Raw genomic sequence first — 26,420 nt, 5'->3', positions numbered from 1 at the left:
ACTTTACGGAGGGATAAGAATGAACAAATCAGAATTAATTGCCGCTATGGCAGAAAAATCGGGATTATCTAAAAAGGACTCAGAAAAAGCTTTAGGTGCTTTTATGGATACCGTTGTTGACGCCTTAAAGGACGGCGACAAAGTTGCTCTGGTAGGTTTCGGTACTTTTGATGTTCGTGAAAGAGCTGCTAGAACCGGTTTAAATCCAAGAACCAAAGAACCAATTGAAATTGCTGCTTCAAAAGCTCCAGCATTTAAAGCGGGAAAAGCATTTAAGGACGAATTAAACAAATAATCAAAGGGAGAGCCGGAGCAATATTGCTCCGGCTCTTTTGATTTTCAGAAAGGAAAACCAATGCGAGTTGATAAATTTTTAAAAAATGCCCGTTTAATTAAACGACGTACCGTGGGAAAAGCTGCATGTGATGGAGGGCGGATCATGATCAATGGAAAAGAAGCCAAGCCTGGAAGCCGTCTGAAGGTGGGGGACATTCTCACAATAGCATACGGTGATGGAGAACAGAAAATTGAGGTTTTGGAGCTGTTAGAACATGCGCCTAAGGATAAAGCAACAGAAATGTACAGGGAGCTTTAGATTAAGAATTGACTGTGTTTTATAGGTTATAATAGCTGAATGAAATGGATTGTGTTACAATAAATAAAAAAACAGGTGGTGAAAAAACAGTGGCAGAAAAGAAAAAAAATGGCCTGCGCAGGCGCTTTAAGCCTAAAATGGGAACAATTATTGTGACACTGGTGCTTTTGATCTTTGTCGGGACCCTGTTTGGAACCAATGCCATGAAAATTCATCAGCTTAACGCTCAAAAGGCAGATATTCAATCCAAGCTGGATGAGGCGGAAAAGAAAAGCAAACAGCTGGATGAAGATATTAAGCAAATTGGAACAAAAAATTACATAGAACTCATTGCACGAAAATATTTGGGACTTTATTATCCAGATGAAAAGATTGTAGTGCCTGTAGAGGGCAAAGATAATAACGGACAGAATAATAGCGGGCAGCCAGCAGAACAGCCGACACCAACAACTGACGAAAGCAGTCAGGATAATTCCAATAGCGATGAGCAGCAAAGTGAGGAAAACGAATGAGTGAATCAAGTGTACCTAAACAACCTAAAATCAATCGAGCAGTGATTGATATCGGAACAAATTCAACGAGGATGCTGATATTTAGAAAAGATAAAAAGGGGCAGCTCTTTCGTGTCAATAAGTCAGTCCGATATACCCGGATGGGTCAGGGTGTTAATAAGACAAAACGCCTTCACCCAGATGCGATCAAGCGAAATATCGAGGCTTTGGAAGAGTACAAGAGCATCGCTGAAGATTATGAAGTTAAGGAAATGTTTATTTTTGGTACAAGTGCGCTCCGGGATGCTGAAAATTCTTCGGAATTTATTGATATGGCCCTACAAAAACTTGGAATGAAGGTAGAGATTATTTCAGGTGAAAAAGAGGCAGAATATGGCTTTATGGGCGTATCACAATGTTTTGACGAGGGTCTGCTTATTTTTGATATTGGCGGCGGAAGCACAGAGCTGATATACGGTAAAGGCCGAGATCTCATGAAAATGAAAAGTCTGAATATTGGTAGCGTCCGTTCCACAGAAGCTTTTATTGAGAATGATCCCCCCGAAGCGGAAGAACTGAATCAATTAAATCAAAATGCTGCTGAAGCGCTTGAGAAAGCGCTTGCTGATTATGAAGGCTATAAGCCTTATAAACTCATTGGTATTGGAGGAACAGCGACAACAGTATCCACAATCAAACAGAAATTGAAAATTTATGACAGCGAACAGGTGCATCAGAGCATTGTCACCAAGGCAGAGCTTGAAACAATTATCCAGAACCTTTCGTCAAAAACAATTGATGAACGCCGCCAGATCGTTGGACTGGAAGCAAAGCGGGCAGATATCATCATCGCGGGTACCAGCATCCTCGATAATATTTTGACGGTTACCGGAAAAGATTCGTTTGTTGTCTGTGACTATGATAATCTGGAAGGCGCAGCATACAGCCGTTTTTTTGCGAATGAAAAATAAACGAAAAAAAAATTAAAAAAGTGTTGACATTAAGTTTCGCAGACTGTATAATAACACTTGTCCTCAGAAATGAGGCAGCCACACTGAGTGCCGGAGTGGCGGAACTGGCAGACGCACAGGACTTAAAATCCTGCGATCCTTTTCGATCGTATCGGTTCGATTCCGATCTCCGGCACCATCATTTGTAAGACGCGAATGCGTCTATTATATTGTCGCGGGGTGGAGCAGCTTGGTAGCTCGTCGGGCTCATAACCCGGAGGTCGTAGGTTCAAATCCTGCCCCCGCAACCAAATTTTTAAATTATGGCGGCGTAGCTCAGTTGGCTAGAGCATACGGTTCATACCCGTAGTGTCAGCGGTTCGACTCCGTTCGCCGCTACCATTAATTTAATAACAAGATGTTAGAATTAGTTCCGGCCCCTTGGTCAAGCGGTTAAGACACCGCCCTTTCACGGCGGTTACGGGGGTTCGAATCCCCCAGGGGTCACCATTTTGTTTTGAAAAGTTAATATCTTAATTTTGTATGTGGTCGCTTAGCTCAGCTGGGAGAGCACCTGCCTTACAAGCAGGGGGTCATAGGTTCGAGCCCTATAGCGACCACCATTTTTTTATTCAGAATTAATTGAACTTTGAGATGAGCGTTAAATTGTCATGGAAGAAAAGCTTTTACAATACATTTCTGATAACGGACTGATAATGGCCGGCGATCGCATTCTAATCGGAGTATCCGGTGGAGCTGATTCGCTGGCCTTGTTGTATTTTTTGAAAAAGTATCAAGGGGTTTTGAATGTTGAAATTGCAGCCGCACATTTGAACCATGAGATCAGGGGGAAGGCGGCAGAAGAAGATCATGCTTTTGTAAAAGAATTCTGCATTAAGCAGTCTGTTTTACTTTATGATAAATCTGTAGATGTTATTCAGTTGGCAAAAAAGAATAAAATTTCGCTTGAAGAGGCTGGAAGAGAAGCAAGATATGCTTTTTTTAAAGAACTTCAAAGCTCGGAAGCGTATAATAAACTGGCTTTAGGGCATCATCTTGATGATCAGGCAGAAACAGTTTTAATGCGTCTGATTCGAGGCACCGGTGTAAAAGGAGTGGCAGGAATGCTTTCTGAAACAAAGGGAGAAAGCAACATAATCCGCCCATTACTGTGTGTGGATAAAAAGACGGTTATTTCTTATTGCCAAAAAAATGGTCTGCACTATCGGACCGATAATAGTAATTTTGAAACGGATGTTACTCGAAATAAGTTAAGATTGGAAATTATTCCGATGCTCAGGGAGATCAATCCAAGGGTTGAAGAGCATTTATCAGAATTTGCCATGCTTGCACATGAGTATGAACAGTTTTTGCAAAATTCTATTGCTGAGTTGAGTACATATATGATTACAAAAAAAAGTAATCGGGTATATCTTAATTTAGAAATGTGGCGGTTACAGGTTCCGCTTCTTCAGAAAGAACTTCTTCGTCAGATGGTTTTCCAGTTTAAGGGTAGTTTAAAAGAAATAGAGTACAATCATATCCTATGTGTTAAAGAGCAGCTTTTATCTGAAAAGACTGTCTGGGAGCTTCATTTACCGCATGGTATGCAGGCTGTCAGGCGATATGAGCTTTTTTGGATAGAAGAAAAAAAGGCTGTTGTACCAGAAATTGGCTGCTATGAATTGCTGCCAGATAAAGCGTATTATTTTTCAAAAGAAGGTTTGTGGATCAAATTGACGGTGATTTCCGATGATTCCATAAAAAAATCAAAAGAATTAAAAAATCATAGTGAAAAATATTTTGATTATGGTAAAATAAGAGGAAAGCTATATTTGAGAAATCGTCGTCCAGGTGATTATTTTAATCCTGTCGGCATAGCAGGTAAAAAAAAGATAAAAGATTATTTCATTGATCGAAAGGTTGAGCGTGAAAAGCGCAATGCAATTCCACTGTTAGCGGTGGGGTCAGAAGTGATCTGGATTTTGGGATATGCGATCAACCGGGAGTATCAGGTAAGCTCTGAAACCAAAAGCATTCTTAAAGTTCAATACCAAATAATAGGAGAGAAGTTTGGCGTTTGATTTTGAAAAAATCTTGATAGAAAAGCATACAATAGAAAAAAGAGTCATCGAGCTTGGAAAAAAGATTTCATCCGATTATACAGACAAAGAGCTTCTGGTAATCTGTATCTTAAAGGGAAGTATCTTATTTTTTGCTGATTTGATAAGGTCCTTGAGTATTCCTGTCAAAATTGATTTTATCAAGGCGTCCAGCTATGGAACGCGTACCAGCACTTCAGGAGAAGTGAAGGTTAATGATCTTTTATCGGAAAAGATAAAGGGCCAAAGCGTGCTTCTGGTAGAGGATATTGTAGACAGCGGCTTTACCATAAAGCGTATCTTGGATTTCTTTATGGAACAAGGTGCTGCCGATGTCAGAGTTTGTACCCTGCTTGACAAACCGGACCGCCGGGCGGCGGATATAAAACCTGATTACTCAGGCTTTACCATTCCGGATGAATTTGTTGTCGGATATGGAATGGACTTTGATCAAAAATATCGAAATTTGCCGTACATCGCTGTTTTGAAAGAAACAGAAAAATAATATTTGAAATTAGAAACTATTCAATGACTTATTTTATATGAAAGGAGTGATAGAATTTGAATAAATATCTAAAAATGATAGGGTTTTATTTAGTGATTTTGTTGATTATTATCGTCGCAGTTACTTTTTTAAATCCAATGCAGTCTGATGTTAAAACTTTAACATATAGTGAACTGTTGAGTAATTTGGACCAAAAACAGGTTTCTGAAATAGAGATTAATCAGTCTTCCGTAAAAGGGAAGCTTGCGAATGGCGACAGCTTTGAAGCCATTGTGCCACAATATCTTATTGATGAACAAATAAGCGACTACATTACAGGAAACCCGGATCAGAACATTGAAAAGAATCCGAACATGAATGTTACGGTTGCAAAACCACAGGATTCCTGGTGGATCTCTTTGATTCCTTCAGCGGTTATTATTATCCTGATGGTTGTTTTCTTTATGATGTTTGCAAACCAGTCTGGCGGAGGCGGAGGAAAGGTTATGTCCTTCGGTAAAAGCAAGGCGAGAATGCATACCGACGCAGATAAGAAGGTTACCTTTGCGAATGTAGCGGGAGCAGATGAAGAAAAAGAAGAGCTGGAGGAAATCGTTGATTTCTTAAAGTCTCCTGAGCGCTATAACAAGCTTGGAGCACGTATTCCTAAGGGAGTTCTTCTGGTGGGCCCTCCGGGAACAGGGAAGACTTTACTCGCGCGTGCCGTTGCAGGTGAGGCGGGGGTTCCGTTCTATATCATTTCTGGTTCAGATTTTGTTGAGATGTTTGTAGGGGTTGGTGCTTCACGAGTAAGAGATCTGTTTGAAACAGCAAAGAAGAGTGCACCCTGTATCATCTTTATCGATGAAATTGACGCAGTTGGCCGTCATAGAGGCGCAGGCCTCGGTGGTGGGCACGACGAGCGTGAACAGACACTTAACCAGTTACTGGTTGAAATGGATGGTTTTGGCATTAATGAAGGAATTATTGTTATTGCCGCTACAAACCGTCCGGATATCCTTGACCCGGCTTTACTGCGTCCAGGACGTTTTGACCGCCAGGTATTGGTCGGTGTACCGGATGTTAAAGGCCGTGAAGAAATTCTCAAGGTTCATCAGAAGGATAAACCATTGGATTCTTCTGTCGATTTAGGTGTAATTGCCAAGGGAACACCAGGGTTTACTGGCGCCGATCTTGAAAACTTAATGAATGAAGCAGCTTTGCTGACTGCCCGTAAAAAGGCTAAGGTTATTACGATGGTAGAGCTTGAAGAGGCTATTAAGCGTGTTATTGCAGGCCCTGAAAAGAAGAGCAAGGTGGTTGTTGAGTCAGACCAGAAAATCACAGCTTATCATGAAGCTGGACACGCTATCGTTATGGAATATCTTCATAATGGAGAGGAAGTTCATGAAATTTCCATCATTCCGCGCGGCATGGCTGCAGGGTACACGATTTCGCTCCCGAGTGATGACAGCCAGCATATGAGTAAAGGGAAATTGATGGACAAAATTGCAGGTCTGCTTGGCGGTCGTGCGGCTGAAAAAGTTGCCCTTGATGATATCTGCACAGGTGCCTCCAACGATATTGAACGTGCCACCAGCATTGCCAGAAAGATGGTTACAGAATGGGGTATGAGTGAACATCTTGGCCCAATGACCTTTGGTCATGACGATGGCGGCGAGGTGTTCTTAGGAAGAGATCTTGGACGTTCACGCAATTACAGTGAAGAGGTTGCAGCGGTTATTGATAAGGAAATTAGAAATATTGTCGAGACAGCCTTTGAGAGAGCCTGTTTGATTTTAACCGAGAAAAAGGATAAGCTGGTTGAGATTTCAGAGCATCTTCTGGAAGTTAACACCATTACCGGTGAAGAATTCAGAGCGATGTACAGCCGGTTGCCTTTAGATGATGGCAAACCTTTGGACGAAGGTAATATAGGTGATCCGGTTCCGGAAGTTTAAAAAGTAAATAAACAAAAAAGCCGTTAGCAATAACGGCTTTTTTCGCTAATAGACGACCAATAAAAGAAGGGAACAATTAAGATGCAAGAACTTAAAGTTGGTATGGAGCTTAAAAAAGATTATATGGTAACCCGTACTGAGACAGCTCAGGCAATGGGAAGTGGAGGACTTGAGGTCCTGGCAACTCCGATTTTAGTGGCATGGGCCGAGAATGCGGCCTATGAGATGGCTGAGCTGTGCCTGCCCGATGAGCAGACAACCGTTGGGGTCAACATTAATTTAAACCACATTGCCGCCACACCGGTAGGAATGAAGGTGCGCATAAAGGTAGTGCTTTCCAATATTGAAAGCAGACGTTTGGACTTTACAGTAGAAGCCTGGGATACCGTTCAAAAAATTGGTGAAGGAACACACCAGCGCTTTGTTGTTCAGAAGATGAAGTTTATGGGGAAGGTTCTCCAGAAAAAAAATCCTAAGTAGACAGAGGTAGAATAGCGCATGATTTTAGTCATTGATGTAGGAAACACAAATACAGAAATCGGGGTCTTTAAAGACGACGAAATCCTCTGCTCCTGGCGATTTGTTTCAAAAACGCCCAGGACCTCTGATGAATATGCAGTGATGTTTCAGGGATTTTTTGAAAATGATCATCTGGATTACCATGAAGTCGAAAGTGTGATAGCAGCTTCTGTAGTCCCGAATATTATGTATTCTTTGAATAATGGAGTAAAAAAATTATTTAATGTTGAGCCTTTGGTAGTGGGGCCAGGAATAAAAACAGGGATGCCGATCCAGACCAGTGATCCGGCAGAAGTAGGTGCGGACCGGATTATCGATGCTGTAGCGGCATATAATCTTTATGGCGGACCAGTCATTGTCTTGGATTTTGGTACAGCGACCACGTATGATTATGTGGATAAAAACGGTGCGTTTGTGGCTAAGGTCACTTCACCTGGGATACAGATTTCAGCGGAGGCACTTTTCAGGAACGCCGCCCAGCTTCCCAATATCGCGATTGAAAAGCCCGTTTCGATATTGGGAAAAGACACCGTTACCAGTATGCAGGCTGGTTTGGTTTATGGTTATATTGGCCAGGTCGAGTATATTGTCTCAAGAATGATCGAAGAAATAGGTATAAAAGGGGTTAAGGTGGTTGCAACAGGGGGCTATGGAAGAATGTTCCACGAAGAGACAAGAGCCATCGATATTTTTGATCCCCAGCTTTCACTAAAAGGCCTTAAGATCATTCATGATAAAAACATAAAGACATCCAGAGGAAGATAGATGTTTAAAATAGGAAATATAGAGATAAAAAACCGTATATTTCTAGCACCGATGGCAGGTTATACTAACCTGCCATTTCGTTTGATTGCTAAGAGATATGGAGCAGGTGCTGTTTTCAGCGAAATGATCAGCGGCAAGGGGCTTTATTACAAAGATAAAAAGACCGCTGAATTAATGCTCACCTGTGACGAGGAAGCGCCTGCAGGAATCCAGCTTTTTGGCTCAGAGCCTGAAATATTAAGTGAAGTTGTAGAAAAATATATTAATGCCACTGCGTTTGCGTTTCTAGATTTTAACGCAGGGTGTCCGGCGCCTAAAATTGTTAAAAATGGCGAAGGATCAGCGTTAATGCGAAACCCAGAACGTTTGGGAGCGGTTATCCGGGCAATAAAAAAAGTAAGTGAAAAACCTGTTATTATCAAAACGCGTATCGGCTGGGACGCCCAGAGTGTAAATGTAAGAGAAGTGGCTGAAATTCTTGAGGAAGCAGGAGCCGATGCCCATACCATTCATGGTAGAACGCGAGATGCTTTTTATTCAGGAAAAGCTGACTGGAAAATTATTGAGGAAGTCAAAAAGAACAGCAGAATCCCAATAATTTTGAATGGCGATATAGACAGTGGTGAAAAGGCTGTCCAGGCCTTTGAAACCACTGGATGTGATGCTGTGATGATTGGCCGGGCCTCAGTCGGTAATCCCTTTATTTTTCGTGAGATTAATCATCGGCTCTCTACAGGTGAAACACTGCCGGTACCATCTCCGGAAGAACGGATTCAAACTGCCATTAAGCATGTTGAACTGGTAGGTATGATGAAGCGGCCAGAGGTAGCCATCAAGGAGATGCGAAAGCATTTGGCTGCTTACACAAAGGGCCTGAAGAACGCGACTAATTTGAGAAATGAAATTTTCAAGGTATGTACAAAAGAAGATGTCCTGATACTTTTAAACCAATATATGGAAGAAAATTATGGTTGATGAGTTTTTAAAAAAAGAAAATTTGAGGATTATTCCTTTCCGTGAAAAAAAGATGTATATCGTAGATAACCATCAATATGCATTGCTGGTATGGGCCAGAGAAGCTCTAAAACGGGGAATGCCAGGAGTATTAGTCAGTATTGATTACCATCCTGACACCAATCCGCCTTTTTGGCTGCACGCTTACCAAAAGGCAATGGCCATTGATCCCGAAAGGGAAGAGAAGTTGTTTTCTATATTTCAGAAAAAAATTTTGGAAGCAGTTAATCCTTTGGAGTTAGAGACTTTAGCTGATAAGATGCCCTTAATGCGAAATGATGAGCATATTAATACGGCCATGGAATTGGGGTATCTTATTGATTATCATATGATTAATTGCATGGAAAAGCATTGTTACGCTACAGGAAAGCATTACCTGGTGCCTGAAGAAAAGTTTGGGACACTAAACGATGAAATGTTTTGTGCAGCAGAATTTGATTTATCAATCTTCAATGGCCGTGAGTCCTTGCCTTTAATTTTGGATATTGACCTTGACTATTTTATGAAGCGGGAGAATTTTAATGCTGTCCCCAATGAAATGACGGTCTTCAGAGAACTGCTGGAAAAAGCTGTTCTTATCACCTGCGCCAGGTCGGCCACTTATTTTGAATATTTGAAAACAGAAAATTTTGCCATTGAAGAGTGTGAGAACGCGCTGATAGCACTGATAAAAGAACTCATAGAATAAAACGGAAAACGCTTAAATATTAAATTCCTTTTGTTTTTTCAGACAGATTAAATCAAGTGTGCTAAAATAGAGAAAAAGTTCTGAAGGAGCGTTTGTATATAGAATGAAAAATCTTTATGAAGAAGAATGGTTCAGCAGACTGTATGCTGTTATTTGCGTATTGATTCTGTTGGTCGGTTTTGGTATACGGAATCTTTTGGTTTTAATGCTTCCGTTTATTTTAGCTGGAGGATATTTCTTTTTTAAATTTAAAAAGGAGGATGAAAACCAATTTTTGTTTCGTATGCTGATCCTTATGGCAGTTTTTCCATTTATTTTGGCGTTCGTGTTTATTCTCTGCGGTGACATGCGAAACGCCTGGTTTAATGCATATCATATCAACCAATGGGTTATGATCTTTACTGGGCTATTAATTTATGCCGGAACATTGACTTTATCGTTCAGTGCATTTTATGTCAACAGAGGATCTGGTGCTGTAAAAAAGAAGGGAAAAGAACCGATCGATGTTGCGAAGCTGTCTTTTATTACGTTGTACCCCAAAAATGGAAAAAAGGTTGAGAGTCTTCCAATGCCAGGAGACTTGGAGCATCATAAACAGCTGGTAATTCCAATTAATAAAAAAACAGATTGGGTAAAGATTCCGTGCCATCTTAAAAATGAAAGTGATTTGCCGGTTATCAGCATTGGTCTGGAAGCTTTAAACGAAGAGATAAAGGGAACAAAGAGTATGGATCATGCGTTGCTCATACCGCCGCATAATACTGTTGGAATTGACCTGTACATTCCACTGACTTCAGCGAAGAACGTTGATATTAAATGTAGCTTTAAAAATGTGCTGGGAGAAAAAACAGCAGGCTTTTTACATTTAGATAAGGCAGATGATGTCTATCATGGAATTTATAACTTGAGAATTGTAGAAGCTTAAGTGAAGCACCTCGTTTGGGGTGCTTTTATTGTTTTAAAATCATTGCGCTTTGAAGAAAATGCAAGTATAATGGAGTTAATATAGTCACAAGGAGAAAACTGATGAATTTTGTTAAAGAGCAGTATCTTCAGATAGGGAAATTTTTAAAATCAAAAATCCTTTGGATTTTTATTACTTTAGCACTTGTGTTTGTAGGATTCAGCGTCCTGCTTTATTTTGTGCTGCTGGGGCATCAAGAAGCAGTTGAAGCGCTGTTCAAGGCGTTTACAGAAGCCATTTTAAGTAAAGATATATTGAATGCGGATGGCAGCATAGCATCTGGAAGTCTGTTTTTTAATAATCTCCAGGCCACAACCATATCAATACTGCTGGGCTTTATGCCTTTCTTATTCCTACCGGTATGGGTTGTTCTTATTAACGCGGCTTCATTGTCCGTTGTCTTTGCAATGGTAAAAATGACGGGAGCTGCCTCAGTTGGAAAGATGATTGTGTTTGGAATTTTGCCCCATGGTATTTTTGAGCTGACTGCGTTATTTTTGGGAATTTCTTTGGGGTTCTACATTTGTAAAACACTGTGTCTCATTGTCTGTAAATCTGATTCAGGTATCCGGTTAAAGGAAGAGCTTATTAATGTGCTGAGAACATATTTGCTGATCATTGTTCCGCTGCTGATTATTGCGGCGCTGATCGAGAGCTACCTTACGCCTCTGTTAATAAATTTTGCCATATAATAAAAGCAGGCCTATTTCGATAATGGACTCTGCTTTAAATTTTCCTCAGATAAAATTTGATTTATATCAGGTTTAATGTTTTAAACAGCACCTGAAAAAGCATTTGAAACACTTATTTTGCTGTATCGTGAGTGATTTTTTTCTGGTCGTTAAAGTATATCTTTTCGTGAAAATTATTATAAAATAAAAATAGTAATTAAAATGTACAAAGGAGTATGTTTTTTATTTTAGCGATGCTTGAGAGCTATGAGTATATTTTCAGGAAAATGGTAATGTGTGAAGAAAAAAAGATAATTTTAAAAGGGTATTTTATGCATAAAATAAGAACAAGTTTATAAAAAAATGAAATTTGCACTTTTTACATATATCTTTTTTTTCGAATACGGTGTAAAATATAAAATGTATAGGATTTATTCTCTTATAAGTCCCCTCTCTCCACCATCAATGGTCTCCCAATGTATTGATGGTGGTATTTTTTTAAGAATTTTAAAAAAATTTGAAAATATCTTGACAGAAAATGTTATAGGGTGTATATTATAGCCAACGAGTAATTTGCATACAAAGTATTTTTATAAGGAAACGCCGAAAGGCGGTTTTTATAGCTTGTATAATTTGCATGCTATCTATTTTTATACAAAATATGTACATCCAAGATTTTTACATAAAATAGATTATTTTTAGGGGGTTCTACAATGAACAATTTATTATTTAATGTGGAAAATGAAGTTGGTGTGATTACAATTAATCGTCCAAAAGCGCTCAATGCTCTGAATAGCGAAACCCTTTCAGAATTAAAGCAGCTTGTAAGTGAAATCGAGGAACGTAAAGACATTAAAGTTGTAATCGTAATCGGGTCTGGCGAGAAAGCTTTTGTTGCAGGTGCAGATATTGCAGAAATGGTGAATGGCACTCCGGTGGAAGGTCGGCAGATGTGCCTGCTGGCCCATGAAACGTTTGCTAAGCTTGAAAATATTCCGCAGGTGACCATCGCAGCGGTTAACGGCTACGCTTTAGGGGGCGGTTGTGAGTTGTCTATGGCCTGCGATATTCGTATTGCAGCTGATAATGCGAAGTTTGCCCAGCCTGAGGTAAATCTTGGAATCCTTCCTGGCTTTGGAGGCACTCAACGTTTACCGAGACTTGTAGGAAAAGGAAGAGCGAAAGAACTGATTTTTACAACCGATCAAATTGATGCACAGGAGGCATACCGGATTGGTTTAGCCAATAAAGTTGTTCCAAAAGATGAATTAATGAGCACCTGCTTGAAAATGGCAGAAAAAATCATCAGTAAAGCGAGCTATGCCGTAGCACTGGCAAAATCTGCTATCAATACCGGTATGGATGTTGACTTGGCTTCAGGTTGCAGATTTGAATCAGATCTTTTTGGTCTGGCGTTTTCTACAAATGACAAAAAAGAGGGTATGAGTGCGTTTCTGGAAAAAAGAAAAGCAGCTTTAAAGGACTTTTAGGGTGATGAGATGAAACATATACCTGTTTTAACACCCAAGCAAGCAGCAGATCTGGTTCAAAATAATCAAATTATTGTTACTGGAGGCTTTGTTGGGAGCTGCTGTCCTGAAACGCTGACAAAAGCATTGGAAAAACGCTTTCTGGAAACGGGGGAACCTAAAAACCTTACATTGATTTACGCAGCAGCTCAGGGAAACCGGGATGGCAGCGGGGCTGACCACTTTGCCCATGAGGGCATGGTAAAGCGTGTTATCGGCGGTCATTGGAATATGGTTCCTCAGCTTGGAACCATGGTAATTGATAATAAAATTGAAGGCTACAATCTGCCACAGGGAACCATTTCTCAGCTTTTCAGAGATATTGCGGGGAACCGTGTCGGAACAATTACACATGTTGGTTTAAACACCTTTGTTGACCCCAGAAATCAGGGAGGGAAACTAAATGAGATCACCAAAGATGACATTGTCGAGTTGATTGACATCAATGGGCAGGAAAAATTGCTTTACAAAGCTTTTCCAGTCCACGTTGCTTTTTTAAGGGGAAGCTATGCTGACGAATACGGCAATGTTACGGTCGAAAACGAGGTCGCTTCTCTTGAGGCAACCTCCATCGCTCAGGCAGCTAAAAACAGCGGTGGAAAAGTCGTGGTACAGGTCGAAAAAATTGTAAAGGGCGGTACCCTTGATCCCAGATTGGTGAAAATTCCCCGGATTTATGTTGACGCAGTCGTTGTCGCAGAAGAAGGAGACCATCAGCAGTGTTTTGGACATCCTTTTGATGCTTCATTGACCGGTGCAACACAGTCACCGCTTGGTGATACAAAAGCAGACTGTATGTGTACCAAAAAGATTATTGGAAGGCGGGCCGCCCTTGAGCTTATGGAGGACAGTGTCGTCAATCTTGGAATTGGTATACCTGAGTATATTTCTCGTGTCGCAAATGAAGAAGGAATTGGCGATTATATGACGTTGACTGTTGAGGCTGGTCCGATTGGCGGTGTTCCACAAGGGGGATCACAGTTTGGCGCAGCGCTCAATCCAGAGTGCATTCTGGATCAGGCTTATCAGTTTGATTTTTATGATGGTGGTGGAGTCGACCTGGCATTTCTTGGACTGGCTCAGGCAGATGAAAAAGGAAATATTAACGTTTCCAAATTTGGACCAAGAATTGCAGGGTGTGGTGGCTTTATCAATATTACACAAAACGCAAAGAAGGTTTACTTCTGTGGTACGTTTACCGCTGGAGGGCTAAAGACTGAGATTAAAGACGGAAAAATTAAAATTATCCAGGAAGGCAAATCTAAAAAATTTATAACAGAGGCAGAACAGATTACCTTTAGTGGAGATTACGCTAACAAAACCGGTCAACCGGTCATGTATATTACTGAACGCGCTGTTTTCGAACTGAGAAAAGACGGTGTATATCTCATTGAAATCGCCCCGGGGATTGATTTGCAAAAAGATGTCCTTGATCAAATGGACTTTGCACCTAAAATGGACGGAGAGCCGGCGCTCATGGACTGGCGGATTTTCCGGGACGAGTTAATGGGAATAAAAGGTAATTAAAAAGTTTTTAAATATTAAAAGATATAAAAAGGAGTTTTTTAAATGGATTTTCAGTTAGATGATAAAAGGTTGGCATTGCAGAAGGCTGTACGTGAATTTGCGGAAAAAGAATTATTGCCAGGTGTCCGGGAAAGAGACGAGACAAGTACTTTTCCGGTTGACGCTTATAAAAAAATGGGTGAAATGGGGCTGATTGGCCTTCCTTATCCAAAAGAATACGGCGGACAGGGTGGAGATTACCTTGATTATGCCATTGCCGTTGAAGAAATTGCCAAGGTTGACGGATCTGTTGCTATTTCTTACTCAGTATCAACCTCCCTCTACGGTGGAAGTGTGTCAAACGCTGCTTCGGAAGAACAGAAACGAGAATTTTTACCACCGGTATTATCTGGTCAGAGCTTTGGCGCTTTTGGTCTGACAGAACCTAACGCTGGCTCAGACGCAGGCGGATGTATTACTACAGCTACCAGAGAAGGAGACCACTATATTTTAAATGGTGCTAAGTGTTTTAATACAAACGGGCCTTTAGCAGATTATTTTGCAGTTTACGCTTTAACTCAGCCAGAAAAGAAAGCAAAAGGTTTATCTTGTTTTTTAGTCAAAAAAGGGACTCCAGGATTTTCGATCGGAAAAATTGAAGATAAAATGGGGATTCGTGCAGCCCAGGTATCTGAGCTTATCTTTGATAACTGTAAAATCCCGGCAGAAAATCTGATGGGTGAAGAAGGACAGGGCTTTAAGGTAGCTATGAAAACCCTTGACGGCGGCCGTATTGGCGTTGCAGCACAGGGGCTGGGGCTTGCCGAAGGCGCATTCGAGATTGCCCGAAAGTATTTAATGCAGCGTGAGCAGTTTGGAAAACCATTGTATAAGAACCAGTACCTTGCATTTAAAATGGTCGAACTGGAATGTCAGATTGAGCAGGCGCGATTAATGCTCTACAAAGCAGCGTTGGATAAATCTGAGGGAAGACCTTATACTTTATCAGCTGCAAAAGCAAAACTTCTTTGTACCGATGCTGCGATGCATGTTACAACAGAAGCTGTACAGATGCTTGGTGGTAATGGGTATATGAAAGACTATCATGTCGAACGTATGATGCGGGACGCTAAGATTACTCAGATTTATGAAGGAACCAATGAAATCCAGAAATTGGTTATCAGCGGACAATTGTTCAGATAATAATTCTTATGACACCTCTCTTATAAACTGCTATACGCTTGATGTAAGAATCCTTTATTGCCGATTTTTACATAGAACCCCAAAACTCCTGATGGTTTTAACGGTCAGGAGTTTTTGTGCGAATTCAATTGACAAAAAACAGAGGATAAAATATAATTGTTTAGAATGTAAATATTTCTGTAACAAAAGAATTAGAATAGAGGATTTTTATGGAATTACAAGATTGTATAAATTTTTTATTGACGACAGCCCAGCATAATGTTTTTCAGTACTTAAGCCAAAGGCTGGCGCCTTATGACATTACGCCTTCACAGTATGGCGTGCTGAACTGCTTATGGGGCAGGGAGCATAATACACCCAAGCAGATCGCGGACACCTTATGTCTTGAAACCTCTACGATTTCAGGGGTTCTGGACAGGATGCAGAAAAAAGGACTGATTGACCGTATTGTCAATGTAGAGGATCGCAGAGAAGTCCAGGTGATTGCGACAGAAAAGGGGAATCTTCTGGAAGAACCTGTTTTGAAAATTATTGAAGAGGTCAATATTGAGGCACTAAAGGATTTAGACAGCACACAGCAGGAGCAGCTTAAAGCCTATTTGCGGATTATTGCGAATGGAGATTTTAAATAAAGGTTGATTGTGGATGAAAGCACACAGAGCGATGTCCCTGTGTGCTTTTTTGCTGTACATTAAAGTGGTTTTCGTATATAATAAAAAATTGGTGCGTTCAAAGGCAATAAAACAGCCTTTGAAAATTGAGGCACGTAAATTTAAAAGTGAGGAGCGTTTTTGATTTAGTGGAGAATCGAAAGAGAAGTCAGTTTTCAGGAAAGCTCGGTTTTGTACTGGCTGCTGCGGGTTCAGCAGTTGGGCTTGGCAATATATGGCGCTTTCCATATTACGCTGCAAAGTATGGCGGCGGAGCATTTATTTTAGTTTATATTATTTTAGCATTGACCTTTGGTTATACTTTGATGACAACAGAGATTGCGATTGGGCGAAAAACCCGTCTGAGCCCCATTGGCGCCTATAAAAAATTAAACTCTAAGTCGGCCTTTATTGGTGTTTTTGCAGTTGTGGTTGCTGCGATTATTACGCCGTATTACAGCGTGATTGGCGGATGGGTTATTAAGTATCTGGCTGTTTTTGCGACTGGCGGGATGACAGAGGCCGCAACCGATACTTTCTTTTCAAATTATATCAGTACAAGTGCAGAGCCTATTATCTGGATGGGGCTTTTTATTTTAATCGGAGCCGTTATCCTGTTTGGTGGTGTTAAGGGAGGAATTGAGAGAGCCAGCAAGATACTGATGCCTGTTCTGGTTCTTCTGACGATTTTTCTGGCCGGTTATTCATTTACACTGCCAGGAGCTCTCGATGGCTTTAAATACCTTTTAATCCCTGATTTTTCGAGATTTTCAATTATGGGTGTTGTAGCCGCCATGGGACAGATGTTTTACTCAATGTCTCTGGGGATGGCAATTATGGTTACCTATGGATCATATATGAAAAAGGATGAAAACATTGAGAAGTGTGTCGGTCAAATTGAGATTTTTGACACGGGTATTGCAATACTGGCAGCAATGATGATCGTTCCAGCTGTCTTTGCATTTTCGGGTGGAGATCCAAGTGCGCTGAACGCAGGTCCTGGCCTTATGTTTATCACTTTACCTAAAGTATTTGCTTCCATGCCAATGGGCGGCGCCATCGGTGCGATTTTCTTTGCTTTAGTGCTTTTTGCTGCGCTCACCTCAGTTATTTCCTTAATGGAGGCAATTATCAGCGCTGTATGTGACCAGTTTAAGCTGCCGAGAAAGAATGCTGTTTTTATGGTGGCGCTGCTTTGTTTTGTTGTGGGTATGGCTCCAAGTCTTGGTTTTGGCCTGTGGGACAGTGTTCAGATATTTGGTCTGCAGATCCTTGACTTTATGGACTTTGCATCCAATTATATTCTGATGCCTTTAGGCTCTTGCCTGACATGTGTTTTGGTTGGATGGATTATTAAACCAGATTTTGTTCTGAGTGAGCTTAAATCTTCAGGCGAGTTTAAAAGAGAGAAGCTTTATATTTTTATGCTCAAATACATTGCGCCGGTCTTTACTATTGCCATTATGATCGCCTATATACTGGATACTTTTAAAATAATAAAGCTTTAAAAGATGGAGAAAAGATGCTGTGGCTAATTTTTCTGGTACTGCTTTTTGCTGCGGTGATAAGCTTTAATCAATATATTAAAAATAGAAAGAAATATAAAGCGGGCGAAATGGGCGAAACAGAAATTTACCAGATGCTCAATCAAGCAGCGCCCAGAAGCAGTGTGATTCTACGAAATCTCTATCTGCCTACAGCCAGGGGAACCACAGAGATTGATCTTCTTCTGCTTAGTCGAAAGGGAATATTTGTCTTTGAAATTAAAAATTACCGCGGCAATATCTATGGGGACGAACGGTATAATGAGTGGCTCAAGGTTTTGCGCAATGGGAAAAAGGTTCCTTTCTATAATCCTGTATGGCAAAATGAAGGGCATATCCGGGCATTATTGCGTTTACTTCCAGAAATTAATCCACGGGTTGTTTATTCACGTATTGTGTTCTGTGGCAGCAGTGAAATAAAAAGAGTAAAGATCAAAAATCGCAGGGTTCAGGTTTTAAAGGATACAGATTTAAAAAGGAAACTGAAATGGAAGCTCCGTTTCAGCTTTAATAAGTTTTCTGGAAAAGAGCTGGCACTCTTTGAAAGGCGGCTCCAGGAATTTACCAATATGAACGGCAAGGTAAAGCGAAAACATAAAAAACAGGTTAAGAGTTTAAAATGATAGTACCTAGATTGATAAACTCAAGAACCTGATGAAACAGGCTGCAAAAAAATCCTGTTGCAGCCTGTTTTTTATATGTGAAAGTATAGTATAATAAAAAAAGAGGGGGGATAAATGATGCTAAAGATATTGTTGGGATTTTTTTACCTGCTGGTGCTGGTTGTTTTTGCGTTTGTGATGATAAAGTTTATAAGCCGGCGCATGAAAAGTACGTTTAAGCCGCGTAAATCAGAGGTCAGCTATGCTGTCGAAATCAACCCTAAAATAGCAGCCCCTCAGCTTCTGAACCAAATACTTTTAATGCTTCCAGGTGAGAATAATGAGGTTCTGTCACGCATGTCAATCCTTGCGGAGGATGGAAATCAGGCGGAGCTTGACGTTTTGCTGATCTGCCCAACGGGATTATATTTATTTAATTCTATAAATGAGTCTGGTTATGTTACGGGCGGCGAAGGGGACAGGCAGTGGTATATTTTGAAGGAAGATGGCAATAGAAAGGCGTTTGAAAATCCTCTTAAAGAAAACAAATATACTGTGCGGGCTCTGCTCACACGCTACCCGGAAATTAAGGAAGCATGGGTTCATGACTATGTTGTTTTCAGCAACCGCTGCGGGATAAGCGATTTGGGTCTGGAAACAACAGACACGGTGCTGAACAGGAAGATGCTCTTTGAGAGGCTGCGCAGCCAGATAGCAGAGCAGTCTGTTGTTTTAACACCAGATCGGATTCAGTATCTTTATAATCGGCTGAAGCTCTATACCAGCGGAGAAAGCCTAGCCCCGGTATCTGCCCGGAGGAAAACAGCGCAATCCTTTTATCTACCCGAAACAGAAATCCACGAGATTAAGGTCCCGGACCTTACGAAGTTTTCAAGGGAAGACCAATGCCTTAAAAATAAGCTGACAGCTTTCGCGAAAGAGCAAAGTCAGAGAGAGCGGATTGCCGCAGCGGAGGTTTTGGACAGGCGAAGCATTGAAAATCTGGTTAATATGAAGCCTAAAAACCGGATTGAACTGGAAACAGTTCAGGGAATGGATGAAAAACGGTGCGAAAGCTATGGAGATTTCATTATACATATTATAGCGCAGCACTATTATGAAACGATCAGCAAGTGCCAATGAAAAAGACAGTCTTTTCAGGCTGTCTTTTTTGTGGCGTCAAAAATGAACACTTGTTAACTAATGATTTTATATGCGCTGTCAGCATTTACACCAACTGTTTTTTCGCCTATAATCAAACCACCATTATCCTATCAATTATCGTGCGCACGATTGACGATAAAAACTGGAGGTAAAAGATGGGCTTTATTGAATTGGAAAAAATTACAAAAGAATACTTTATGGGTGATCAAAAAATTCTGGCGGTTAATCAAGCCAGCTTTTCGATTGAAAAAGGAGAAATGGTTGTTATCCTTGGGCCCAGCGGTGCAGGGAAAAGCACAATCCTGAATTTGTTAGGGGGAATGGATACTGCGACCAGCGGTCATCTCTTTGTTGATGGGCAGGACATTACAGCGTTTAAGGACAGCCGGCTGACGGATTATAGAGCCTCTGAGATTGGGTTTGTGTTTCAGTTTTATAATTTAATACCAGCGTTAACGGTTTATGAAAATATTGCATTGATCAAAGAAGCCACATCAAAGGCGCTGAAGCCGGAGCCGGTTTTAAAATCGGTTGGTCTGTGGGAGCGCCGGCACCTGTTTCCCACCCAGATTTCTGGAGGAGAACAGCAGAGGACAGCCATTGCGCGTGCTCTGTGCAAAGATCCTAAGCTTTTATTGTGTGATGAGCCTACCGGAGCCCTGGATTCGGAAACGGGGGTGGTGATTTTATCGCTGCTCCAAAACATGAGCCGGGAAAAAGGGCACACTGTTGTCATTGTAACGCACAATGCGTCGCTTGCCGAGATGGCCGATAAGGTGATCCGGATTAAAAATGGTGGTATCGCAGACATTACACGCAACACTGCGCCAAAAGATGTCAGCGAGGTGAGATGGTAATGCTGTTACGAAAAATGCTGCGCGATTTAAAAAATAATGCGGCTCAGTTTTTAGCCATATTTTTAATGATTTTTTTAGGCGTATTTATTTTTTCAGGAATGACGAGTATTGGACAGGGGATGAAGCAGTCAAGTCAGGATTATTATGATGAAACACACCTTGCAGACGCTATTGTTTACAGCCGTTTTTTTACAGACCAGGATTACGAGCAGTTAAAAAGCAGTTCTGGCATTGAGACCGTAACGAAAAGACTGCAGCTGGATACAACCTATGAGTCAGACAGCGCGGTGACTTTACAGCTCAATGTTATTAACAGCGACGCCTTGTCCGGGTGCCATCTGGTGGAGGGGGAAGCCTTTGACAGTCATATGGATGGTGTTTGGCTGGACAGCGAGTTTGCAGAGGCACACCAGATAAAGACAGGCGACACGATTAATATGACCTGTCAAAACAATGTACTCACCAAAGTGGTAAAAGGCCTTGTGATGCAGCCTGAATATTTATATGCAGTCAAAAATAACAATGAAATTATCCCGGATCATGAGAGGTATGGCTATGCATTTATGCCGGAAGACGCCTGGAGCCTTGGTCCGGTATCTTACACACAGGCGCTGTTAAAAACAGAGGGCCTCTCTAAAAATGATCTGGAGAGCAGGATAACAGAAGCCCTCCCAGGCAGGACAACAATGCTTGTCATGCAGGAGGATATTCCGAGTGTTGCGATGTTCCGAAATGAGATTAATCAGATGAGAGCCGTGGGATCGGTTTATCCAGTGGTTTTTCTGATAATTGCCATACTCACGACTCTGACGACCATGACCCGGATAACAGCGGACCAGAGAGTCCAGATTGGAACCTTGAAAGCGTTGGGAATACGAAACAGAAAAATTAGGCTGCATTATCTGTCGTTTGGATTTTTGGTGGGAGGCGCCGGCACTATTCTTGGTGTTTTGACGGGTCCGATTTTTCTGCCGCCTCTGGTTTTTGGATTCCAGAAATCAATGTATACAATGCCGTGGTGGAACAGCGCGGTGACACCAACAGTTTATGCTATGGCCTTTTTATGCTTTTTGATCTGCTGCTGCAGCTGCTATGGGGCAAGTCGCAGACAGCTAAAGGGAGCAGCAGCGGAGACTCTTCGGCCAAAAGCCCCAAAGACCAGCCGGCATACAGCGATAGAGAAGAGTCGTTTTTGGAAACGTCTGGGATTTTACAGCCAGTGGAATATCCGGGACGTCCTGAGAAATAAGCTGCGCTCACTGATCACTGTGTTTGGTATTGTGGGCTGTATGATGCTTATTTTGTGCGGCCTGGGAATGCGCGATACGGTCAGTAACCTCGCGGATACCATGTACGGAACGCTTCAGACCTATGAGACCAAAGTAAGCTTATCTGAGAAGTGTACCGACGAGCAGCTGAAGCAGCTTGAAAAAGAAAAAAATCATCAGTTTTTAGATGAAGCCATAGTGGAGATTGAAAAAGAAAGCGGCAAGGGGGCTCTCGCTTTATCTGTTTTTGATGAAGGCGCTTATTTTACTTTTCAGGACGAGAAGGGAAACATGCTTTCTCTGCCGGAAGACGGCGCAGCTATTACGCGTAAGACAGCAGAAAGCGAAGGACTTTCCATTGGTGATGTGATCGAATGGCGCAGCTATGGCAGCTTGGGCTGGCATACAGCGCGGATAGAGGAAATCATACAGACCCCTTTAGAGCAGGGCGTGTACATGAGCCGCAAGGCTTTTGAAAAAAGCGGTGAGAGCTTTGAGCCGACATCTTTTGTAACCGATCAGGAGGCTGGAAAATTTTCAGGAGAAGCCTATGAGACGGTTCAATCCAGAGAGGATTTGATTGCAGCGCTCAACAGCATGCTCGAAATGATGAACGCCATTATTTTTGTTATGATTGGCGCAGCGATTATTTTGGGGCTTGTGGTCCTTTATAATCTTGGGGCGCTTTCATTCCAGGAAAAAATGCGGGAGATGGCAACCTTAAAGGTTTTGGGGTTTCATCATAAACGGCTGACAAAGCTGCTGCGCAGACAGACGGTTTGGCTTTCTGTTGTGGGGATCGCCGCCGGAATTCCATGTGGCTATGGGCTGGTTGCGTACATGCTGCTTTTCATGGGCGATACCCTGGACATGCAGCCTAAAATAGAACTGTGGTCCTATCTGTTCAGCAGTATCGGGATTTTCGCAATTTCGCTTTTTGTGGTCTGGCTTGTATCCAGAAAGCTGAAGCGGATTGATATGGTCAGCGCTTTGAAATCTGTTGAATAGGAATCGATCAGGAATTTGTAAGGTCTGGAAGACCAAAGGCAAGAGTAACGATATAATCGTAAAGATCCTGCTTGCGTTCTTCCAGGCTTTTATTGCTTTTGGCAATTGAAAGGAAAGCGGCAATGGTTCCCGTAAGCATTGCAGCGCTGAGATTACTATCATAGGGAATCCCAAGATGCTCGGCGAGATGCTGGGAAAAAAGCCTGAGCAGGCAGTCGCGCTGGACGGTATATTTTGTTCCTTCACAGCCCTCCAATAAAATAACAATTCCCTTGCTCATCAGCAAATCTAAAGGGAAAACCTCTGGAAGAATATCGCCGATAATCGCAAGATAATTATCCTTAGTAAGGGCACCCACAGAAAATTCCCGGTGCTTTTCGATCATGGCGTTGATTTTTTCTGGTATATCGCCGATCACCGCGTCGAGAAGGGCTTCTTTATTTTCAAAATAATTATAAATATTACCCAGAGTGGTGTTGGCTTTTCTTGCAATGGTTCGCATTGAAGCATCTCGATAGCCCCGTTTGTAAAATTCGTTTTCTGCTGCTAAAAGAATTTCCTGACGTATTTCCTCTTTTTTGGTTTGCATAGGTACTCCGTTATCAATTTGAAATCCATATACCAGTCCGTGTTGGGTGTTACCTTTAAGTATTAGTATAGCATATGTATTTATGGATAATAACGTATTTTTTAAAAAAAGAGCTTGACAAAACAAAATGTAACTTTTATAATTACAATCAAGAAGTGTAACAAACGTGATTACAAAAGGAGGGTTTATGTGGAAAAAGGGTATAATTATATTAATGCTGCTGGTATTGGCAGCGACAGCATATACAGGCTGCACAGCAAAGCCAACTAAGGGCAGCAGTCAATCTAAACAAGAAGGAGATAAAAATATGGTGAAAGCAGAATATCATAAGATTTCTCAGGATGAAGCGAAAAAGAGAATGGATGAGCATGAAAATATTTTGATTGTCGATGTGAGACAGAAAAATGAATACAATGAAGGGCATATAAAAGACGCAGTTCTAGTCCCGTTAGACACCATTGGCGGTGAAAAGCCCGAGGCGCTTCCGGATTCAGACCAGGAAATTCTGGTGTACTGCCGAAGCGGCAAACGCAGTGAGCAGGCCTCGAGAAAGCTGGTAGCCTTAGGTTATACTAATATTTATGATTTTGGCGGAATTAACACCTGGCCCTACGAAACGGAGTGATTGAATTGACTGGTGAATTTAGTATTGCGGTTCACGCACTGGTTTTTCTGAATCATCATCAGGGTGACATTTTATCCAGTGAGGCACTTGCCGAAAATGTATGTACTAATCCTGCAAGAATCCGTAAGGTGATGGCAAAGCTTAAAAAGGCAGGGTTGGTTAAAACAAAGAGCGGCAGCGAAGGCGGTTATTATTTTGACCTGGACCCCTTTTCGGTGAATCTGCGTTTGATCTGTGAAGCGATCGGCGGCAGGGTAGTATCAACCTCTTGGCGCTCCGGGGACTCGGAAATGGATTGTCTGATTGCTTCCGGAATGGCAGATATAATGGATGAAATCTTTATGTCCCTTGATGCAGCTGGAAAAAAAGAGCTCGAAAAAACAACGGTTGGCGACATAGACCTTAAAATTTTTGGTTCGTAAAAAATAACAGGAGAGAAAAAATGAAACATTATGATGCAGTCATTATCGGCTTTGGAAAAGGCGGCAAGACCTTGGCGGGAAGCCTTGCAGGAATGGGAAAAAAGGTGGCTATGATTGAAAAATCAGATAAAATGTATGGCGGAACCTGTATTAATGTCGGGTGTATCCCTACAAAGTCTCTGGTGAACAGTGCAAAGGCCTCAGTCATTCAAAAACCCGGCAGCTATGAAGAAAAGAACCGCCTGTATTGGGAAGCGGTGGAAGAAAAGCGCCGTTTGACAGGCATGCTGAGAAAGAAAAATTTTGATAAGCTGAATGATTTAGATAACGTAACTGTCTATAATGGCCTTGGCAGCTTTGTATCCGCCAACCGTGTAAAGATTGAAACCGCAGAGGAAACCCTTGAGGTTGAAGGCGACCAGATTTTTATCAATACCGGATCTGTTTCCGTTATTCCGCCCATTAAGGGCATTGAAGGAAATCCTTATGTTTATACCAGCGATTCTTTGATGGAGCTTGATGTACTGCCAAAACGTCTGGCAATTATCGGCGGGGGCTATATCGGACTGGAATACGCGTCAATGTATACTGATTTTGGCGCGGAGGTTACCGTATACCAAATTGAAGATAAATTAATCCCACGGGAAGACCGTGATATTGCAGAAGCGATTCAAAAGGCCTTTGAGGATAAAGGCGTGCATTTTGAAATGAATGTCCAGACTGAGGAAATCGAAAATGCCGGGAGCGAAGCGGTTGTTCATTATAAGAAGGATGGCACAGCGCTGACGGCTGGCGCCGATGCGGTTTTGATCGCTACGGGCAGAAAACCAAATACAGAGGGTCTTAATCTTGAAGCCGCCGGTGTTGAAAAAACGCCAAGAGGCGCCGTCAAGGTCGATGAAAAGCTTCGGACAAGCGTTCCCAATATTTGGGCGATGGGCGATGTCGCAGGAGGACTGCAGTTTACCTATGTTTCATTAGATGATTTTAGAATTGTCAAGGATCAGCTGACAGGCAGCGGCAAACGTGCCAGCAGTGACCGGACAGTACCTTACAGCGTCTTTATTGATCCGCCGTTTTCACGTGTCGGCCTTAATGAAGAAGAGGCTGCCGCTCAGGGTTATCATGTAAAGATTGCCAAGCTGCCGGCAGCGGCTATACCAAAGGCCCAGGTGCTGAGAAAGCCGGTAGGTCTGTTAAAGGCTGTTATTGACGCTGACACTAATAAAATTTTGGGAACAATGCTTTTCTGCGAGGAATCCTATGAAATGATTAACATTGTAAAGCTGGCAATGGACGCAGGTCTGGATTATACAGTGTTAAGAGATCAGATCTTCACACATCCTACGATGAGCGAAGCCCTTAACGATTTGTTTGCAGTATAAATAAAATTTATAAATATAGATAAAGGAGTAACGATAATGGCAAGAGTAATTAATGCACAGGAATTTAATGAAGAAGTATTGAAGGGAAAAGGCGTTGTGCTGGTCGATTTTTTCGCGACATGGTGTGGGCCGTGTAAAGCGCTCTCTCCGATTCTGGATGAACTGGCTGAAAAGGTAAAGGATGTTAAAATTGTCAAGGTAGATATTGACGCCGACAGTGAGTTAGCTTCTGAATACCGTGTGATGAGCGTACCTACACTTAAGATTTTCAAGGACGGCGAAGTAAAGGAAAGCCTGGTGGGCGGGCGCCCGTTGGAAGAGCTGGAAGCTAAGCTGATGGAATACCAGTCTTAACAGAAGGCAGAGCGTTGTTTGAACAGTTGTCTTTAAGGCAATTATACTTCTTGTCTTTTTCAGCAGGCTGTACTATAATTTAATATAACACTCGTATTAGCTTGGTCTGTCAAAAGTATGTAAGATCATAAAAAATGAGAACAGGAGAGACAAGATGGATATTTTAGAGGGACTGGGATCAATTGGCATTGATCTGGAAACAGTCTTACAGCGTTTTTCTAACAATGCGGCTTTATTGGAGCGTTTTGTACTCAAATTTCCAAAAGATGAAACCTATGCTGCATTAAGACAGGCAGTAGAGGAAAAGGATTATGAACGTATTGAACGTGAAGCCCATACATTAAAGGGAACAGCTGCAAACCTTGGGTTTGACCTGCTCAGTGAAAAAGCAGCAGAAATGGTGGAAAATGTACGAAAAAATGATTATGCAGACCTTGAGACTATTTTTGGAGCCTTAAGTGAAGAATATGGAAAGATTGTAGCAGTGATTGAAGGCAACGGCTGAGTTGT

28 protein-coding genes and 5 tRNA genes are annotated in these 26,420 nt (G+C 41.7%); 32 read left to right on the top strand and 1 reads right to left on the bottom strand.

Translation table 11 applies throughout. The features are described from left to right. Positions 1-19 precede the first annotated feature (19 nt). The 27 genes from BUC22_RS01925 to BUC22_RS01795 all read left to right on the top strand — a co-directional run bounded on the left by BUC22_RS01925 (position 20) and on the right by BUC22_RS01795 (position 22,535). Positions 20-295 carry an HU family DNA-binding protein gene (locus tag BUC22_RS01925; RefSeq protein WP_013382050.1) on the top strand — a complete coding sequence of 92 codons (276 nt, stop codon included), beginning with the start codon at positions 20-22 and terminating at the stop codon, positions 293-295. A 60-nt stretch (positions 296-355) separates the two neighbouring features. Continuing rightward, the gene (locus tag BUC22_RS01920; RefSeq protein ID WP_013382049.1) at positions 356-595 is read left to right on the top strand and encodes an RNA-binding S4 domain-containing protein; all 240 of its coding nucleotides are present in this window, start codon (positions 356-358) and stop codon (positions 593-595) included. 89 nt (positions 596-684) lie between these two features. Then, positions 685-1,107 carry an FtsB family cell division protein gene (locus tag BUC22_RS01915; protein WP_159435599.1) on the top strand — a complete coding sequence of 141 codons (423 nt, stop codon included), beginning with the start codon at positions 685-687 and terminating at the stop codon, positions 1,105-1,107. Continuing rightward, positions 1,104-2,057 carry a Ppx/GppA phosphatase family protein gene (locus BUC22_RS01910; RefSeq protein WP_013382047.1) on the top strand — a complete coding sequence of 318 codons (954 nt, stop codon included), beginning with the start codon at positions 1,104-1,106 and terminating at the stop codon, positions 2,055-2,057. Before BUC22_RS01915 ends, BUC22_RS01910 begins: the two co-directional genes overlap by 4 nt. Positions 2,058-2,146: 89 nt before the next feature. After that, positions 2,147-2,235 (top strand) — tRNA-Leu (locus BUC22_RS01905). A gap of 35 nt (positions 2,236-2,270) precedes the next feature. Continuing rightward, positions 2,271-2,347, top strand: a tRNA-Met gene (locus BUC22_RS01900). A 14-nt stretch (positions 2,348-2,361) separates the two neighbouring features. Continuing rightward, a tRNA-Met gene (locus tag BUC22_RS01895) sits at positions 2,362-2,438 on the top strand. A 33-nt stretch (positions 2,439-2,471) separates the two neighbouring features. Next, positions 2,472-2,546: transfer RNA gene (locus tag BUC22_RS01890), tRNA-Glu, on the top strand. A 37-nt stretch (positions 2,547-2,583) separates the two neighbouring features. Continuing rightward, positions 2,584-2,659, top strand: a tRNA-Val gene (locus tag BUC22_RS01885). Positions 2,660-2,707: 48 nt separating this feature from the next. After that, positions 2,708-4,120 carry a tRNA lysidine(34) synthetase TilS gene (gene tilS / locus BUC22_RS01880; RefSeq protein ID WP_073382111.1) on the top strand — a complete coding sequence of 471 codons (1,413 nt, stop codon included), beginning with the start codon at positions 2,708-2,710 and terminating at the stop codon, positions 4,118-4,120. Next, entirely contained in the window at positions 4,110-4,643 is a 534-nt protein-coding gene (gene hpt, locus BUC22_RS01875) for a hypoxanthine phosphoribosyltransferase (protein WP_013382045.1), read from the top strand. The genes tilS and hpt overlap by 11 nt, the downstream gene beginning before the upstream one ends. Before the next feature lie 56 nt (positions 4,644-4,699). Next, positions 4,700-6,583 carry an ATP-dependent zinc metalloprotease FtsH gene (ftsH, locus tag BUC22_RS01870; RefSeq protein ID WP_013382044.1) on the top strand — a complete coding sequence of 628 codons (1,884 nt, stop codon included), beginning with the start codon at positions 4,700-4,702 and terminating at the stop codon, positions 6,581-6,583. 81 nt (positions 6,584-6,664) lie between these two features. Then, a complete protein-coding gene (locus tag BUC22_RS01865; protein ID WP_013382043.1) occupies positions 6,665-7,063 on the top strand; it encodes a thioesterase family protein in 399 nt (132 codons plus the stop codon). Positions 7,064-7,081: 18 nt separating this feature from the next. Then, positions 7,082-7,867: a type III pantothenate kinase gene (locus tag BUC22_RS01860; protein ID WP_013382042.1), complete on the top strand. Its 786-nt coding sequence runs from the start codon at positions 7,082-7,084 to the stop codon at positions 7,865-7,867. Further along, on the top strand, positions 7,868-8,842 hold the full coding sequence (gene dusB / locus BUC22_RS01855; protein WP_073382108.1) for a tRNA dihydrouridine synthase DusB: 975 nt from the start codon (positions 7,868-7,870) through the stop codon (positions 8,840-8,842). After that, positions 8,835-9,569 carry a peptide arginase family protein gene (locus BUC22_RS01850; RefSeq protein ID WP_073382107.1) on the top strand — a complete coding sequence of 245 codons (735 nt, stop codon included), beginning with the start codon at positions 8,835-8,837 and terminating at the stop codon, positions 9,567-9,569. Before dusB ends, BUC22_RS01850 begins: the two co-directional genes overlap by 8 nt. Positions 9,570-9,672: 103 nt before the next feature. Further along, positions 9,673-10,494, top strand: coding sequence for a hypothetical protein (locus BUC22_RS01845; RefSeq protein ID WP_013382039.1), 822 nt, complete (start codon positions 9,673-9,675; stop codon positions 10,492-10,494). A 101-nt stretch (positions 10,495-10,595) separates the two neighbouring features. After that, positions 10,596-11,225 carry a stage II sporulation protein M gene (locus BUC22_RS01840; protein ID WP_073382104.1) on the top strand — a complete coding sequence of 210 codons (630 nt, stop codon included), beginning with the start codon at positions 10,596-10,598 and terminating at the stop codon, positions 11,223-11,225. Between the two features lie 692 nt (positions 11,226-11,917). Beyond that, positions 11,918-12,694 (top strand): enoyl-CoA hydratase-related protein, encoded by a 777-nt coding sequence (locus BUC22_RS01835; RefSeq protein WP_013382036.1) that lies wholly within the window; start codon positions 11,918-11,920, stop codon positions 12,692-12,694. 9 nt (positions 12,695-12,703) lie between these two features. Beyond that, complete coding sequence (locus tag BUC22_RS01830; RefSeq protein ID WP_073382101.1) at positions 12,704-14,260, top strand: acyl CoA:acetate/3-ketoacid CoA transferase; 1,557 nt, start codon at positions 12,704-12,706, stop codon at positions 14,258-14,260. Positions 14,261-14,302: 42 nt separating this feature from the next. Next, entirely contained in the window at positions 14,303-15,442 is a 1,140-nt protein-coding gene (locus BUC22_RS01825) for an acyl-CoA dehydrogenase family protein (RefSeq protein ID WP_013382034.1), read from the top strand. A gap of 209 nt (positions 15,443-15,651) precedes the next feature. After that, on the top strand, positions 15,652-16,074 hold the full coding sequence (locus tag BUC22_RS01820; protein ID WP_013382032.1) for a MarR family winged helix-turn-helix transcriptional regulator: 423 nt from the start codon (positions 15,652-15,654) through the stop codon (positions 16,072-16,074). A gap of 167 nt (positions 16,075-16,241) precedes the next feature. After that, a complete protein-coding gene (locus tag BUC22_RS01815) occupies positions 16,242-17,600 on the top strand; it encodes a sodium-dependent transporter (protein WP_013382030.1) in 1,359 nt (452 codons plus the stop codon). Between the two features lie 14 nt (positions 17,601-17,614). After that, positions 17,615-18,259: a nuclease-related domain-containing protein gene (locus tag BUC22_RS01810; protein ID WP_013382029.1), complete on the top strand. Its 645-nt coding sequence runs from the start codon at positions 17,615-17,617 to the stop codon at positions 18,257-18,259. Positions 18,260-18,373: 114 nt separating this feature from the next. Further along, entirely contained in the window at positions 18,374-19,381 is a 1,008-nt protein-coding gene (locus BUC22_RS01805) for an NERD domain-containing protein (protein ID WP_013382028.1), read from the top strand. 176 nt (positions 19,382-19,557) lie between these two features. Further along, positions 19,558-20,259, top strand: a complete 702-nt coding sequence (locus tag BUC22_RS01800) for an ABC transporter ATP-binding protein (RefSeq protein ID WP_013382026.1) — start codon at positions 19,558-19,560, stop codon at positions 20,257-20,259. Next, positions 20,259-22,535, top strand: a complete 2,277-nt coding sequence (locus tag BUC22_RS01795; RefSeq protein WP_013382025.1) for an ABC transporter permease — start codon at positions 20,259-20,261, stop codon at positions 22,533-22,535. Before BUC22_RS01800 ends, BUC22_RS01795 begins: the two co-directional genes overlap by 1 nt. 7 nt (positions 22,536-22,542) lie before the next feature. Here the strand turns inward: BUC22_RS01795 and BUC22_RS01790 are convergent, their stop codons facing one another. Beyond that, positions 22,543-23,124 carry a TetR/AcrR family transcriptional regulator gene (locus tag BUC22_RS01790; protein ID WP_013382024.1) on the bottom strand — a complete coding sequence of 194 codons (582 nt, stop codon included), beginning with the start codon at positions 23,122-23,124 and terminating at the stop codon, positions 22,543-22,545. Between the two features lie 307 nt (positions 23,125-23,431). On the opposite strand from BUC22_RS01790, the gene BUC22_RS01785 reads away from it, so the two are divergent. The 5 genes from BUC22_RS01785 (at position 23,432) to BUC22_RS01765 (ending at position 26,415) form a co-directional block, all read left to right on the top strand. Continuing rightward, positions 23,432-23,749 carry a rhodanese-like domain-containing protein gene (locus tag BUC22_RS01785; protein WP_238054361.1) on the top strand — a complete coding sequence of 106 codons (318 nt, stop codon included), beginning with the start codon at positions 23,432-23,434 and terminating at the stop codon, positions 23,747-23,749. A 5-nt stretch (positions 23,750-23,754) separates the two neighbouring features. Continuing rightward, on the top strand, positions 23,755-24,171 hold the full coding sequence (locus BUC22_RS01780; protein ID WP_013382022.1) for an RrF2 family transcriptional regulator: 417 nt from the start codon (positions 23,755-23,757) through the stop codon (positions 24,169-24,171). 20 nt (positions 24,172-24,191) lie between these two features. After that, positions 24,192-25,556, top strand: coding sequence for an FAD-dependent oxidoreductase (locus BUC22_RS01775; protein ID WP_073382096.1), 1,365 nt, complete (start codon positions 24,192-24,194; stop codon positions 25,554-25,556). A 36-nt stretch (positions 25,557-25,592) separates the two neighbouring features. After that, positions 25,593-25,910 (top strand): thioredoxin, encoded by a 318-nt coding sequence (trxA, locus tag BUC22_RS01770; protein WP_013382020.1) that lies wholly within the window; start codon positions 25,593-25,595, stop codon positions 25,908-25,910. A gap of 154 nt (positions 25,911-26,064) precedes the next feature. Further along, a complete protein-coding gene (locus BUC22_RS01765; RefSeq protein ID WP_013382019.1) occupies positions 26,065-26,415 on the top strand; it encodes an Hpt domain-containing protein in 351 nt (116 codons plus the stop codon). Positions 26,416-26,420: the final 5 nt, after the last annotated feature.

It is taken from the genome of Eubacterium callanderi, assembly GCF_900142645.1.
Classification (GTDB): Bacteria; Bacillota; Clostridia; order Eubacteriales; family Eubacteriaceae; genus Eubacterium; species Eubacterium callanderi.
Note: the sequence above shows the minus strand (reverse complement) of the source record. Positions and strands in the feature narration are given on the sequence as shown.